Origin of the sequence: Pseudoalteromonas sp. P1-13-1a (genome assembly GCF_001401875.1) — a bacterium.
In the GTDB taxonomy this organism is placed as follows: Bacteria; Pseudomonadota; Gammaproteobacteria; order Enterobacterales; family Alteromonadaceae; genus Pseudoalteromonas.
Genome location: NZ_LKDV01000003.1, coordinates 1 through 14,690, shown reverse-complemented (window position 1 = coordinate 14,690; position 14,690 = coordinate 1). Strand labels below are relative to the sequence as shown.

The following is a 14,690-nucleotide window of genomic DNA, read 5'->3' as shown; positions in this document are numbered from 1 at the left end:
CTCTATTATATTGCGTATTGGTAAAAACCTAACGCAAAATGAGTAAAACGCCGCGGTTTATTTAATCTCGGCGTTTTTATTTTCAGGCTGTTAAATTAGTATTAAACGTAGATTAATAGCCTAAACGTAAGGCTATAAACTCAGCGAGTTTGTCTACTGCGTGCTCTGACTCCCCCCCGCTTTTTATTAAGCTAATGCCTATGCTACCAAGGGCAGGTAAATGTTTACTTTGTGCCTGAAAATTAAGATCGCTTGGTACCGTGCTTTTAGCCAGCACAGTAATTCCTAATCCCTCTTTTATGGCGGCTATTAACCCAGTTAAGTCGGCATTACTGTATACAATACGATACTTAATACCAGCGCTTTTAAGTGCATCGGTAGCACGGCGCCTATAAATACAGCCCTCGGGCGCAGTTACTAAGGTAACTACCTCATTTTTAGCCTGCGCTAAATCGCCCACCCAAACTAGCTCATCTTGCATAAAAATAGGAAACTTGTCTGAATTAAGGCGCTCGTTAAGCGCTAAAACAAGATCAAATTGATCCTGCCTTGAAGCCGACAGCAAATGCTTACTCAAGCGTGATTTAACTTCTAACGATACCTCTGGATAAAGCGAAACAAAGTCACCAATGATAGAGGGCAAAATACGCGCAGCAAATTCGCTAGGAATACCCAAGCGCACCTTACCGGTTATGCTCTCTGAGGTGAATTGCTGCAAAATAGCATCGTTATACTGCATCATTTGTTTTGCCATAGGCAAAAGTAGCTCACCGTACTGATTAAGCACTTGGCGCTGGCCTTGTTTTTTAAATAATTTATAACCGAGTAAATCTTCAAGACGTTTAATTTGCAAGCTTACCGCAGGCTGCGACAAGCCCAGCAGGTCGCCGGCTTTTGCAAATCCACCTACTTCAACAACCATTACAAAGGTACGCAAACTGTCGGTTGATATGTTTTTCATATTTAAAATTACAATTTATATAGCCATATATATAAGTATTATTTATCAATTGATTAATAATTACAATTTGTTGTTGTCACAGTGGCGCAATATACTTTTGGTATCAAAAATACACAGGTGTTTGTTATGACTTTTAACCCAATAATGTTTGCCCGCCACAGCAATGCTGCAAGTGCAGTGACTAATGCCGTGCAAGCTAATAACAACCTGGTTGTAATGGATTTTAGTGGCAGTGAAGCCAGTGTATTTTTAAGCACTATTTTAGGGTTAGATCTAACAAAGCTTACAGCCAGCGGCTTAGGCCTAAAAGGCACGCTTGATGGCGATTTAAATTCAGACTATAGCTTTGCCGTTTATTACTTTAGCGAAACCGCATTTAGATTTGTATTGCCATATAGCGCAAGCTTGCAATTACAAGCACTTATAAACGAACAACAACTTCGTTTTGATATTGACTATGTACTACGTAGCGACCTTGCAACCCTTGCGCTGTGTGGAGAAAATGCCTTTGATGCCCTAATTAGCGCGTTTAAATTAACGCCAGGGCTGCGTTTATCAAACCCGCAACTATGCTATGGCGCACAAAGCGGTGATGTATTTATTACTGCAATAGACAAAAACGACGAGCAACATTTTGTGTTAGTCGCCAAGCAACAAGCACTACAAAAATGGCAACAGCACTTACAAGCACAAGGTTTTGCACTAATGCAAAACCAAGCTGCTTAATACATAAAATAACCGGTAAACATAACTATGTTTGCCTGTTTAGTTAAACCTATTTAAGCCACGCCCGCACAGGGTTAATTTAAAAGTGAAGGAATGTTATGACTTCTAAAACTGTACTACATGCTAAGCACCTTGAAGCAGGCGCAAAAATGGTTGATTTTCATGGCTGGGAAATGCCAATCAACTACGGCTCACAAATAGAAGAACACAATGCCGTGCGTACCGATGCAGGTATGTTTGACGTATCGCACATGACGATTGTGGATGTTGAAGGCGAGCAGGCAAAAGCATTTTTACGTAAGTTAGTAGCAAACGACGTGGCAAAATTAACTGTCCCAGGTAAAGCGCTTTACACTGGCATGCTTAACGAGCAAGGCGGCGTAATCGACGACTTAATTATTTACTACTTTAGCGAAACCTTTTATCGCTTAGTGGTAAATTCTGCCACCCGCGAAAAAGATTTAGCGCACTTAGCTAAGGTATCTGCCGACTTTACAGTAACCGTTACTGAGCGCCCAGAGTTTGCAATGATTGCAGTACAAGGCCCTAACGCAAAAGCAAAAACAGCCACACTTTTAAATGCCGAGCAACAAGCCGCAGTTGAAGGAATGAAGCCATTTTTTGGTGTACAAGTGGGTGATTTATTTATTGCCACAACGGGTTATACTGGCGAAGACGGTTACGAAATTGTAGTACCGAACGAGCAAGCAGCTGATTTATGGCAGCAACTGCTAGATGCAGGTGTGAAGCCTGCTGGTTTAGGTGCACGCGACACGCTACGTTTAGAAGCAGGTATGAACCTTTACGGACTAGATATGGACGAGAGCGTATCGCCACTTGCAGCTAACATGGCATGGACTATTGCATGGGAACCAGAAGATCGTGACTTTATTGGTCGTGACGTACTTGTTAAGCAACGCGCTGAAAAAAGCACCGACAAGCTTGTTGGCCTAGTGCTTGAAGAAAAAGGCGTATTGCGTAGCGGCTCAAAAGTAATCGTTGAAGGTGGAGAAGGGGTTATTACCTCAGGTACTTTCTCACCAACGCTTGGTTTTAGTGTAGCCCTTGCACGTGTACCGCGTTCAACAGGGGATACAGCCCAAGTAGAAATGCGCAAAAAATTAGTTAACGTTAAAGTAGTAAAGCCTAGCTTTGTACGTAACGGCAAATCAATCATTTAAAAATTTGGTTATACCAATCACAATAATTTTGTGATTGGTATCCTCCCAATATAAACCAAAGGAACAAAATAATGAGCAATATCCCTAGCGATTTAAAATACTCCTCTTCTCACGAGTGGGTTCGCAACGAAGGTGACGGTACATTTACTGTGGGTATTTCTGAGCACGCACAAGAGCTGCTTGGCGACATGGTATTTGTAGAGCTACCTGAAGTAGGCGACGAAGTAGATGCAGGCGAAGACTGTGCAGTAGCAGAGTCGGTTAAAGCTGCATCAGACATTTACGCGCCAATTGGCGGCGAAATTGTAGCGATTAACGAAGAGCTAGAAGACGCACCAGAAACGGTTAACAACGACCCATACGGTGACGGCTGGTTATTCCGCATTAAAGCAACTGACGAGTCAGAGCTTGAAAACCTACTTAGCGCAGAAGACTACGCTAACACAATCGACGAAGAGTAATACTCTAAGTAGATGACAAAAGCCCCATTCACTGTTTTTGGGGCTTTTATGATTTAACGGCCTACTCCCCATACATAGTAAGTTATTAAATCATCACATATTTTAACCAATACTAATTACCCGTTAGTATTTAGGATCATAGGAATCTAGACGCATGTCAAACGCCAAATCTCTTGAACAGTTAGAGCAAAAGCAAGATTTTATTCGCCGCCACATTGGGCCAAGCCCAGCACAAGTAAGCGATATGCTAAGTGCTTTAGAAGTATCAAGTGTGCAAGAGCTGATCGACCAAACTGTACCTGCAAGCATTCGCTTAGCGCAGCCATTAACAGTTGGCGAAAGCCGTACTGAAGTTGAAACACTAAGCTACTTAAAATCGGTAGCAAGCAAAAATAAAGTTTTCAAATCGTACATTGGCCAAGGCTACCACCCAACGCATGTACCGCACGTAATTTTACGTAACGTACTAGAAAACCCAGGCTGGTATACAGCGTACACGCCGTACCAACCAGAAATTGCGCAAGGGCGTTTAGAGTCGTTATTAAACTTTCAAACTATGACCCTAGATTTAACAGGCCTAGATTTAGCAAGTGCCTCGTTACTTGACGAATCAACCGCTGCTGCCGAGGCAATGGGTCTTGCAAAACGCGTATCTAAAGCTAAAAAAGCTAATGCCTTTTTTATTGCCGACGACGTACACACACAAACAATCGACGTAGTCAGCACCCGTGCTGAGCAGTTTGGTTTTGAAATCATTGTAGGTAAAGCAGAAGATGCCGTTAACCATGACATTTTTGGCGCACTTTTCCAATACCCAACTACATCAGGTGAAGTAGTCGATATAACCGACCTAATTGCTGGCGTACAAAGCAAAAAGGCCATTGCCTGTGTTGCTGCCGACATTATGAGCTTATTACTATTAAAAGCACCGGGTAAGTTAGGTGCTGACGTAGTACTTGGTTCGGCTCAGCGTTTTGGTGTACCTATGGGTTACGGCGGACCACACGCTGCATTTTTTGCAACGCGTGATGCTTACAAACGTTCATTACCAGGACGTATTATTGGTGTATCTAAAGACCGTCTAGGTAACGACGCACTGCGTATGGCCATGCAAACGCGCGAACAACACATTCGCCGCGACAAAGCCAACTCAAACATTTGTACAGCGCAGGTACTACTTGCCAACATGGCGGCGTTTTACGCGGTGTACCACGGTCCACAAGGCTTAAAAACTATCGCGCAACGTATACATCGCTTTGCTGATATTTTAGCTGCTGGCCTAAAAGCTAAAGGTATCGCACTTAAACACAGCACCTGGTTTGATACGCTAACAGTTGTAAGCGACAGCAAAGATGACGTAATAGCACGTGCTCTTGCAAAAGGCGTTAACTTCGCTACAAACCACAACGGCGAGTACTCTATTTCGATTTCAGAAACCACCACACGCGCCGATGTAGCTGAGCTATTTGATATTGTACTAGGTGAAGGCCACGGCCTGAGTGTAGACGCTATTGCTGCCGATATTGAAGCAAACGGTAGCGACTCTATTCCAGCTAGTTTAGTACGTGATGACGAAATACTAACGCATCCAAACTTTAACAGCTACCACAGCGAAACAGACATGCTTCGCTACATTAAGCGCTTAGAAAATAAAGATTTAGCGCTTAACCACTCAATGATCTCGCTAGGTTCATGTACCATGAAACTAAACGCGACCGCTGAGATGATCCCAATCACATGGCCTGAATTTGCAAACCTTCACCCATTCTGCCCGCTAGACCAAGCAGAAGGTTACCAAATAATGATTAACGAGCTGCACGACTGGCTAGTTAACATTACCGGTTACGATGCGGTTTCACTGCAGCCAAACTCGGGCGCACAGGGTGAATACGCAGGCTTAATTGCTATTCGTAAATACCACGAGTCACGCGGCGATGCGCACCGTAACGTATGTTTAATTCCAAGCTCAGCACACGGTACTAACCCTGCATCTGCGCAAATGGCTAGCATGAAAATTGTCGTGGTAGATTGCGATAAAAACGGTAACGTAGACATGGCCGACCTAAAAGCGAAAGCAGAAGAAGTGTCTGAAAACTTATCGTGTATTATGATCACATACCCATCTACACACGGCGTTTACGAAGAAACCATTCGCGAAATTTGTGACATTGTGCACGAGCACGGCGGCCAAGTTTACATGGACGGCGCAAACATGAACGCGCAAGTAGGCGTAACAAGCCCAGGCTTTATTGGCTCAGATGTATCGCACTTAAACTTGCACAAAACATTTTGTATTCCACACGGCGGCGGCGGCCCAGGTGTAGGCCCAATTGGTGTTAAATCGCACCTTGCGCCATTTATGCCAAACCACAGCGTAATTAACGTACCGGGTACAAACATTAACAACGGTGCAGTATCAGCAGCGCCTTACGGTTCAGCCGCTATTTTACCTATTTCATGGGCTTACATTACCATGATGGGCTCAGAGGGCTTAAAACAAGCCACTGAAATGGCGATTGTGAATGCTAACTACTTAACGCACGAATTAAGCCAGCACTTCCCAATTTTATACCGTGGCCGTAACAACCGCGTTGCGCACGAATGTATTGTTGACCTACGCCCACTTAAAGAGCAATCAGGCATTACTGAAATGGACGTAGCTAAGCGCTTGCAAGATTACGGCTTCCATTCACCCACTATGTCGTTCCCAGTAGCGGGCACGTTAATGATTGAGCCAACTGAATCTGAGTCAAAAGGCGAGATAGACCGCTTTATCGAAGCAATGGTGTCAATCAAAGGCGAAATCGACAAAGTAATCTCTGGCGAATGGTCAATCGAAAACAACCCACTTGTGTTTGCACCGCATACACAAGCTGATGTATTAGGTAACGAATGGGACCGCGCATACGACCGTTTTTACGCAGCCTTCCCAGTGCCTTCGGTAGCTAAAGACAAGTTCTGGCCAACCGTTACACGTATAGATGACGTATACGGCGACCGTAACTTAGTATGTTCATGCCCAGCAGTTGAGACTTACCGCGACTAACTTTTGAATTGTCGATCTCGAATAAAGATTGCAACTATCGGAATTAAGTTTGCAACTCAAATAAAGTTTGCCACCGATAGTTGAGTTTTGAGGTCAGTAAAAATGAAAAAGCGAACCAGAGATGGTTCGCTTTTTTGTCTTTTACTTTAAGCTGTGAACTAAATAAGTGATTGTGATTAGCAAACAGTTTGTTTGAACTTTTTTTACGTAAAATTCTGTTTGGGTTATTTAGTGAAGTCAAATGATAATTATAATAAAAACAAAGAACTAAGAAGTTTATCTGTTATAAAGATTATTGGAGTTAGTCTAGTCATTTTTCGAATCGTTAACCAATACAGCTAACATGGATTGTTCATGTTCAGCTATTTGAGTTTCATTCCACTCGTTAGCGGTATTCATTAATTCAATCATTTCATACAATTTTAGGGTATCAATGTTTTTATCTGCAATGGCGGCTTTAAAATGATCGCGCTTAGCGGTTGGCTGTAAGTTACTTAACTTTGAATTTTTGCTGTGACTGATCAAACACAAATTACCAAATCTATGCAGGTCTGCATCGGCTAGTACTCTGTGCCCATTAAGTGGATGCTGAGGATAAAAGTGTTCAACAGAGCTTCGGAAGGCAAATTCAAACTGTGTAATGACATCATCCTTTTTGTTTTGAATACCATCACACCACAACAAATAATCGAGATAGTTAAACACTAAGTTATTTTCAATCGCGCCATAGTGTAGCCTCACCATAGTTTGCTGATTGTTTTGATCTAACGCTGAATAATGCGAGTTTTGGTAAATCATTTGGTAGTAATCAGAAGGTGATTCGCTTAAAAAGCGTCCATATACAAATTGGCGAGCTAAGTTTTCGAGTTTTTGTAAATACAGGCGAGGAGTAATTTCATCCATATTGAATAAATGGAACAACGCGCCATTTAACCAGTGCTTATAAACCAATGTCGGTGTGGAAACATGCAAAGCACTTAACAACATTAAAAGTTGACGGTTTATCCCTTCAAAGCCATCTTCATCATCCTGTTCTTCGCTGTCATCAAAAGTATTAATGTAGCTCTGGCTTTTAGCGTTATAAAAATGCAGCTTCTTCAAGCTCCACTTATCTTTGCCATCATTAAATTCACGTTTAATGATGTACTGGTCGAAGAGGTATTTACACTTGAGTAATGCGAATACAAAGTCTTTTACCGCACTAATATTGTCACTGCTGTTGCCTTTTAAATAGGCATCAAATTGCTCTAGCAAACGCTTATCGTCTAATGCGATATCCTGCTTTGTTAACACTCTCAAAACATGCAGTAAGAAATTAGAAAAATTAATGACGCTATTAAAGCGCTCTGGTGTTAGCGTTACATCGGCGCTAGAAGATGAATGAGGTGGCGTTGCCAATATCTCATTGAGCGACAGCGATATAGATTGAGTGGATTCGCTCTTTTGAGTGGTTACTTCGCCAATACTTGTAGCTAAATCAGCGTAGCACCTTGTTGTAAATTGCCCCCAATCGTCTTTACCAAAAACAAGATGCCTTTCTTCTGGGCTAAAGCCATATTGAACGTAACGCTCCATATTCGCTGTTGCGTCCCATACTTTGCCCAGTAGCAGGATACTGTGTTCGCGTTCATAAGGGTCAGTAATTTCATTTAATACTGACATTAACCTAGCTTTGACAACTTCGTGCTTTTCGAGCTGTTCACCGCGATTATTCATGACTTCAAAATAATGATTTAAGTCGGTATCTTTTGGAACTGATACACGCGCTATTTCTACGTTATTGAACAGGTATTTGCAAAAACCTTCTAGCTTGTCACCCAGAGCCAATAAGCCTTTTTCAAGTAACGAGAATCCATTCACCACATCTAGGTTATAGTCGTCAGTTTTTAAGTGTTCTAGTGCAACACCTTGAATTAGGCTTGTAAAGGTATCCGATGATTTTTGTCTGCTTTCAAAATTGAGATTGGGTGCATTGTACCAGCCCATATCAAGCGTCGTTTTGTTTGTAGAAGATAAGCGTTTAAGAGCAAAAGCTAATAACGTGAGCGTGGTAAAACGTTGCTGCCCATCTATTACTTCAAAGCTGCCATCTTTACGCTCAAACACTACCAGTGTGCCAATATAGTAAGTTTGATTGGGTTTACTTTGCTGATAATCCAATACGTCTTGGATTAACTGGTTTATTTCACCTTCACCCCACGCATAGTTACGTTGGTACATAGGGACTAAATAGCGGCTTGTATCACAAAGTAATGCTTTAACGCTAAAGCTGGTGATTGCTTTACTTGCAGTTCCATCATTGTATTGCTGGTATGGTGCTTGCGTATTACTCATAGTACTTCATGTCCTTAAACAGCTTTGTGATCTCACTCAGCTTGGTTCCCTTACAATCAGATGCTTTTAATGTGGCTAACGGCCAATTTAAAACATCACTTGGCTGCACCGCTTGTTTTATACATTCAAATACATTTTGTGTCAGAGCGTGTTTATCCATGCGCTCTATACCCACGACTTGCATTTGTAATCGGCAGCTATATGCCCAAATAAACAGCTTCTCTATCGCTTGCGAAAGCTGATGTGCGCCAAACTTATCTAGATAAAAAATCACTGCACAATCAAATAGAGTGCGAATATAACCATCCCCTGTGCGGGTTCGAGAACGGTAGGTGTTTAGAGTGTGTAGAATCTTACTGGCTAATGGTTCTAACTCGTGATCCAATATGCGAATAGTTTGGCTTTTATCTTCACTATTCTTAGCCTTTGGTTTGCCACTTCGCTCATCGCTAACTATCTCATTAATCTTATGTTGATAATGGCTGGTCATTTCAAAGAAGCGCCTGCCATTTATGATCATCTGATCTAAATGGAAAGGAAAATGCATATGTTGGTGATCAATATGGCGCTGATACTGCCCGTTGTAGTTATCTACAAAATGGTGGGCTATGCGAAGCGGTTCTACATAGGGGTAAAGTCCAACTTGATCGAGATTCACGCCCTTAAATAAACCTACTTTTGATTTATTAAAATACTGTGCCGATTTACCTTGTGCCCAGTTGCGAATACGGAACAAGTAGTTGGCAAACAGTCGCGCCAACTGATCACTTTCCAAGCTTTCCCAATGTCGTACCGAGTCAGCTTTAAGTTGACTTTCGCTTTGTGAAAACTCACGCAAGTGAAACGCTTTTAACAAATCATGAGGGTCTAAATCTCGGCCTCTGGCATTTTGTGAATCAAAAAACTGAAATGCCTCGGATACATCATCTAGAACAAAGGTCACAACTTCACAGCGGTTTAATAAAAAATCAATATCCGCTTCAGTAAAGTCACTGCGAGCAACAGCACGTTTTGCCGCCATAAAGTTTTGATGCAAATTTCGATGCGAAATATCACTATCAAAGGTTTGTCGCGCTAAAAAGCTATTAATTGGCTCAGTCAGTGTGATCAGAGTTTCTTTAACATCTTGCCGTTTTAAACCAGTGAAGCGCTCTTCTAACAAGGCTTTTACTAATAGCAATAAGGTTAATGTCCGCTGTTGTCCATCAACGATATCAAGTGCTTCTTTGTCGCTATCTATGTGCTTATGAAATACCACTGACCCCAATCGGTATGCCGATTTCTCTCGATATACCTTTAAATCACTTAGCAAATCAGCCAAGTTTGTTTGAGACCATTTATAAGGGCGCTGATATGCCGGAATGCTTAAGTTTGGCAAAGACAATAGTGCTTTTACCGTTATGATTTCCTTATCGATCTGTTTGCTCATCAGGCTCTTTTCTCAAAAATTGCTTTGCTTAGAATATTCATTTTTATAATTCCCTTATAAATCGAGATGGCGACTGAAATTTAATATCACCCCAAGGCATCGTCCTTTTTTGAGGATAAGTGATATAAAGCCACCTTTTAGCTCTTGTTACTGCTACAAAAGCGCTGTTTTTCTCTTCTTCTATTTCTTGCGCTGTCTTGGCTCTATAGTCAGGGAAAACGCCCTCAACCATACCAATTAGGAATACAATGTCCTTTTCTAGTCCCTTCATCGTATGAACTGTGCTCAGTGTTATTCCTTCTCCCTGAGCTGTTTCTGCCAATTGCCCTAAAGCAAGCGCATTTCTAAATGCTTGTAGTGAATTACCAAGCCCCTTTGATTTGAAGCGAGTCCAAGAATTTCTAAATTCTTCTAGCTCAGCTAAGCTACGTTCAATTTCTGGTTTTTTATCTTCTAAGGCTTCATCGTTGGCTAATACATTAAGTTCAGCCACTAACTCTTTGTGAAACTTTGGAATGTTTGGTTCATCAGCATCTAGATTCTGGATTTGAGTCAACAGCTTTGATTGAAGATCAGAAAACAGTATTTCTGAATTTAGTACATCGTTTGCCCATACACTCAAATAGTTTTCATTACCCCAATCTTCAGGTGGGGTTACTTTGAGAATGGCGCATAGCTTTTTACCATCAACCCAATCTTTAGGGTTTAGTTTTAGACGAAGTGCAAAATCGAGCACTTTGCCAAATAGCGACGTTGGTTCTGTTTGGCGTTCACCTTTTTTGAAATGGTAAGGTATATTCTTTTGCTCAAGTTCCTCAGTAATAGCTTTAAATACGAATCGGTTTCTTGCTATTACAACCATATTCTTAAGAGATATTTTTCCTTCAATCTCTGGGTGTATGCCCAGCTTTAACAACTCATTAATTTGATTAACGACCCATAGCGCTTCAACATATTCATCATCACACGATTGCTTATGAAACACGCCATTTAACGCCATTTCATGTTCTGTTTGTGAAAGCGGTTTGATCTTATTAGCAACATTAATTACCGCTTTTGTGCTTCGATAATTTTCTGTAAGTTGATATTGAGTGGGCTGATAGTCTTCAACAAATCGCGTTAAGAGATACTTTTCCGATGAGCCATTAAACCCATAAATCATTTGATTAGGATCACCCACCATTAAGATGCTTTTAATTTTTTCACCACAAAACGCATTTATAAATTCGTATTGAGCTTTGTTAAGGTCTTGCGCTTCATCCACACAAATATGTTTATACTTTGTGCGGTATAAGTCAGCAATCCACTCTTGGGTCAGTAGTAGTTTATGGGCATAGATGAGGATATCATCGTAATCAATACCACCGCTTGCTAACAATGCATTTTGGTAATCCTGATAAATTTTCCAAACGCCACTTTCTACACCAAAGCGTTCATCTGCTTCCCCTTGGCTTAACAGTTCTCTTTTTATTATGGAAAAAGTATCCATATAATTTTGCATGACTTGTTGGCGGTTTTTCTTTTCTTTCGAATCTTCAATGTTGAGATACGTGTCAATATCGACACCTTCATCTCTTAGTGATTGAAGAAACACTTCCATGCGGTCTTTATCTCTGTCGTAAATGTGTAACTCAGAAGGTAAGCCTAGGGTATGCCCATATTGCTCCAGTATTCTCTGAGCAACGGAATGAACGGTAGAAATCCAAGTTCGATCTTCAATGTCATCCACTTCAACTAAGCGCTCCTGCATTTCTTCAGCAGCTTTATTAGTAAAAGTAAGGGCAATCACTCTATCTTTTTTGGTGTTTTCCAGAATAAACCGAATTCGCTCAGTCAATACTCTTGTTTTACCTGAACCAGCAGATGCTAGTATTTGTATAGGAGTGCCTATTGGAGATTTGACAATATTCGCTTGTGCTGGTGAAAGACTTATCATACTGATATCCAACCTTTAACTTGCTCAAATGCTGCTTTAAAAGCATTTGGTACGAGAGTATCTTTTTCTCTTTTCTGTGGATTCCTAAAAATAACATCAGCAAGAAAACCTGCATAAGATGCTTTGGCACCCCTAAGTTTTTCCAACAAGGCTTCACTATCAAGAGTAGAAAGCTCCTTCTGCTTCGCCTCTACATATCTGGGGTTATTTGAACCTTTTGTTTCGGAAAGAACTAAGGCTTCAATCAACTCAGGGTTGATTTTTAGAATATTAACTAACTCAGCCTCAACATCATTACCATCGGATAAGAAGTAAATTTGGAACTCTTGGGCGTTTAGTTCTAACCCAGTATCTTTCTTAATATTAGCAATTTGCGATTCAACAGAAGACTTGGTATTGCCGTCATTGTCACTAACAACACATACAGGTATACCTAAACTACACCCCAACTTAATGAATGGAGCATAGTTTTTACCTGCAACGCTGATACATGTGACGCCAGCAACAAAGGATGAAAAACCGAAATAGTGCTCAAACATAGCAGGAACAATTTGTTCTTCTGTGACACCTTCAAATAGTACAATTGCTCTTGCAAATAATACTTCCCCCCGAAATCTCATAACTTCGCGTTGAAGTATCAGTAGGTCCTCAGGGTCAAAGGCGTTGGAAAGCTGCTTAACGCAATTTTTTCCATCAACTTTCACCATAGAACGAAGGTCTGGAAGGTTCGCCATAGCTGCAAGAAATGGCGAATGAGTGCTAACGAGGACCTGTCCCCTAGAATCTGCTAACTGCTGATAAAGAGTTCTTTGTGCATTCGGGTGCAAGTGCGCTTCTGGCTCTTCCGCTGCAATGATTGGAAAAAACGGTTCAACTTCTTCCGCATGCTTTTTAGCCGAAAGCTCGGTAAATGCTTTAACCGTTAGCATTGATGCCCAGCTTCGCGTGCCCATGCCGTGGTATTCCATTGAGAAAGAGTTACTTGCATGTTCTCCAAAGTGGACTGTAAAACGCTTAGACAAGTCTCTAATTTTTTTAGGGAAAGGCGTAATTTCTGTTTGACCATTGCCTTCAAATGACTGACTCAATGAGTCGAGGTGAGTTTTAAGTTCAGATAAAGGTTCACTTTTAGCAACTGCCTTTTCATTAATGTCAGCGACCATCTTTTCAAGTTCTTCAACATCTTTCTCATCATACTCAATACTTGAAAGTACTTTGCCTATGTAAGATGTTTTCTCTCTTAACTCTTGATGGATATCGCGCTGGGCATCAATGGAAATAAAAGGCAGTGCATCGTAACGTTTTCTAATTTGTCGTTTAGATATCACTTTTACATCTGCCCAACCTTCAAAATCGGGCCATGTTCCCATCCAGAATCGAGAGGTTAAAAATCCGCCTTTTACTTTGTCTCTCTCACATTTTGTTCTAATAATAACAAATTGATGGCCGTCAGCTTCAGATTGAATAATGTCTTCAAACTCTTCTATCCATTCAGCTTCAAATGCTTGAACTCTATTACCATGTTCGTCTGTTGCGACAATTCTGACATCGACAATAATAGATTCACTGCCATGATCTTCCCCATCAATATGAAAGTCTTCCTCAGTTAAAGAGCGCGAATAATCGCCCAAGGCGAGTTGTAGCGCTTTTATGATTGAAGTTTTACCTGAGTTATTTGTACCAATAAGCACTGCCACTCTGGGTAAAGAAATTTCTAAATTAGCAATCCCTCTAAATCCAGCAATCCGAACTTGATCAACTAAAATATTCATCTAACCTCCTTGCTAATTTTCCTGATTAACCAACTGACTTATTATTTTTCTTAATCTAACTTCTTTGGGAGCAGCCTGATGAGCAACTTCGAAAAAAGGGCGCATGAATTCTTGATAACTAGGGATCATATAACGTCCTTATTTTTGTTTTTGTTCTTCAATCCACTTTTCCAAATCTACGCGCTTAAATCGCCAACTTCCACCCACCTTAAAACCGGGTAATTTGCCTTCACTTGCAAGACGATAAGCCGTCTTTTCATTTAGCTTTAAGTAGGTTGCGACTTCTTGAATGGTCAAAATTTCATCGGCCATGTTTAATCTCTGTATGTGAACAAATTGATAGTATGAGAAAATTGAGGAATTAGCAATTGATCGCAATCGATCTTATTTTGTTGTATTTTTGAGCGGTTAAAAATTATTTTATAAAATATTTATTTAATTTTGATCATGCCTTAAAAATATTTGTTTATCTTGCGTTGAAATATTTCAATTTTTAAAGCCCCAAAATATCTCACAACAAAATTATTGTTTCCATTTCCAATTCAAAAACTTATTTTTAGTCAAAAAACTTGCGTTGATTTAATTCAATTTTCACTTGCACAATTCTGATGCTGTTCAGGTTGCTGTTGCAACACAAAAATGTTGTTTTTCATGTGGTTATGGTTTTAGGTGGGTTGATCAAAGTTTGATCTACAGGCAAGATATTATTCCCGAATGAATCAATTGCAGGATGCATATGAAATTAAAAGAGGTTACCTGTTCTGGTCAACTCCAGCCGGACACTTTTCCTAAAGAATTTTCATACTCTACTGGTGACTGATCATTATTAGCTGAGTGCAGTCTT

General features: G+C 40.7%; 10 protein-coding genes. 4 read left to right on the top strand and 6 right to left on the bottom strand.

The features are described 5' to 3' along the window. Window positions 1-112: 112 nt before the first annotated feature. Window positions 113-961, bottom strand: a complete 849-nt coding sequence (locus AN391_RS03660) for a LysR family transcriptional regulator (protein WP_055014145.1) — start codon at window positions 959-961, stop codon at window positions 113-115. A 126-nt stretch (window positions 962-1,087) separates the two neighbouring features. On the opposite strand from AN391_RS03660, the gene AN391_RS03655 reads away from it, so the two are divergent. The 4 genes from AN391_RS03655 to gcvP all read left to right on the top strand — a co-directional run bounded on the left by AN391_RS03655 (window position 1,088) and on the right by gcvP (window position 6,375). Further along, on the top strand, window positions 1,088-1,687 hold the full coding sequence (locus tag AN391_RS03655) for a hypothetical protein (RefSeq protein ID WP_055014144.1): 600 nt from the start codon (window positions 1,088-1,090) through the stop codon (window positions 1,685-1,687). 98 nt (window positions 1,688-1,785) lie between these two features. Beyond that, window positions 1,786-2,868 (top strand): glycine cleavage system aminomethyltransferase GcvT, encoded by a 1,083-nt coding sequence (gene gcvT / locus AN391_RS03650; RefSeq protein ID WP_055014143.1) that lies wholly within the window; start codon window positions 1,786-1,788, stop codon window positions 2,866-2,868. Between the two features lie 71 nt (window positions 2,869-2,939). Next, the gene (gene gcvH, locus AN391_RS03645) at window positions 2,940-3,329 is read left to right on the top strand and encodes a glycine cleavage system protein GcvH (protein WP_055014142.1); all 390 of its coding nucleotides are present in this window, start codon (window positions 2,940-2,942) and stop codon (window positions 3,327-3,329) included. 154 nt (window positions 3,330-3,483) lie between these two features. Then, the gene (gene gcvP / locus AN391_RS03640; RefSeq protein ID WP_055014141.1) at window positions 3,484-6,375 is read left to right on the top strand and encodes an aminomethyl-transferring glycine dehydrogenase; all 2,892 of its coding nucleotides are present in this window, start codon (window positions 3,484-3,486) and stop codon (window positions 6,373-6,375) included. A 306-nt stretch (window positions 6,376-6,681) separates the two neighbouring features. On the opposite strand, the gene AN391_RS03635 is transcribed toward gcvP, so the two are convergent. The 5 genes from AN391_RS03635 to mads1 form a co-directional block, all read right to left on the bottom strand. Continuing rightward, window positions 6,682-8,709, bottom strand: coding sequence for a DUF262 domain-containing protein (locus AN391_RS03635; protein WP_055014140.1), 2,028 nt, complete (start codon window positions 8,707-8,709; stop codon window positions 6,682-6,684). Then, a complete protein-coding gene (locus AN391_RS03630) occupies window positions 8,702-10,138 on the bottom strand; it encodes a DUF262 domain-containing protein (protein WP_055014139.1) in 1,437 nt (478 codons plus the stop codon). Before AN391_RS03630 ends, AN391_RS03635 begins: the two co-directional genes overlap by 8 nt. Before the next feature lie 43 nt (window positions 10,139-10,181). Continuing rightward, complete coding sequence (locus tag AN391_RS03625; RefSeq protein ID WP_055014138.1) at window positions 10,182-12,074, bottom strand: ATP-dependent helicase; 1,893 nt, start codon at window positions 12,072-12,074, stop codon at window positions 10,182-10,184. Then, the gene (locus tag AN391_RS03620; protein ID WP_055014137.1) at window positions 12,071-13,846 is read right to left on the bottom strand and encodes an AAA family ATPase; all 1,776 of its coding nucleotides are present in this window, start codon (window positions 13,844-13,846) and stop codon (window positions 12,071-12,073) included. Before AN391_RS03620 ends, AN391_RS03625 begins: the two co-directional genes overlap by 4 nt. Before the next feature lie 138 nt (window positions 13,847-13,984). Further along, window positions 13,985-14,158, bottom strand: a complete 174-nt coding sequence (gene mads1, locus AN391_RS03615) for a methylation-associated defense system helix-turn-helix domain-containing protein MAD1 (protein ID WP_055014136.1) — start codon at window positions 14,156-14,158, stop codon at window positions 13,985-13,987. Window positions 14,159-14,690: the final 532 nt, after the last annotated feature.

Bases quoted from the DNA above. Each gene is read 5' to 3' on its own strand.
- AN391_RS03660 (WP_055014145.1), bottom strand. From the start codon at position 961: ATGAAAAACATATCAACCGACAGTTTGCGTACCTTTGTAATGGTTGTT.
- AN391_RS03655 (WP_055014144.1), top strand. From the start codon at position 1,088: ATGACTTTTAACCCAATAATGTTTGCCCGCCACAGCAATGCTGCAAGT.
- AN391_RS03630 (WP_055014139.1), bottom strand. From the start codon at position 10,138: ATGAGCAAACAGATCGATAAGGAAATCATAACGGTAAAAGCACTATTG.
- mads1 (WP_055014136.1), bottom strand. From the start codon at position 14,158: ATGGCCGATGAAATTTTGACCATTCAAGAAGTCGCAACCTACTTAAAG.
- AN391_RS03625 (WP_055014138.1), bottom strand. From the start codon at position 12,074: ATGATAAGTCTTTCACCAGCACAAGCGAATATTGTCAAATCTCCAATA.
- AN391_RS03635 (WP_055014140.1), bottom strand. From the start codon at position 8,709: ATGAGTAATACGCAAGCACCATACCAGCAATACAATGATGGAACTGCA.
- gcvT (WP_055014143.1), top strand. From the start codon at position 1,786: ATGACTTCTAAAACTGTACTACATGCTAAGCACCTTGAAGCAGGCGCA.
- gcvP (WP_055014141.1), top strand. From the start codon at position 3,484: ATGTCAAACGCCAAATCTCTTGAACAGTTAGAGCAAAAGCAAGATTTT.
- gcvH (WP_055014142.1), top strand. From the start codon at position 2,940: ATGAGCAATATCCCTAGCGATTTAAAATACTCCTCTTCTCACGAGTGG.
- AN391_RS03620 (WP_055014137.1), bottom strand. From the start codon at position 13,846: ATGAATATTTTAGTTGATCAAGTTCGGATTGCTGGATTTAGAGGGATT.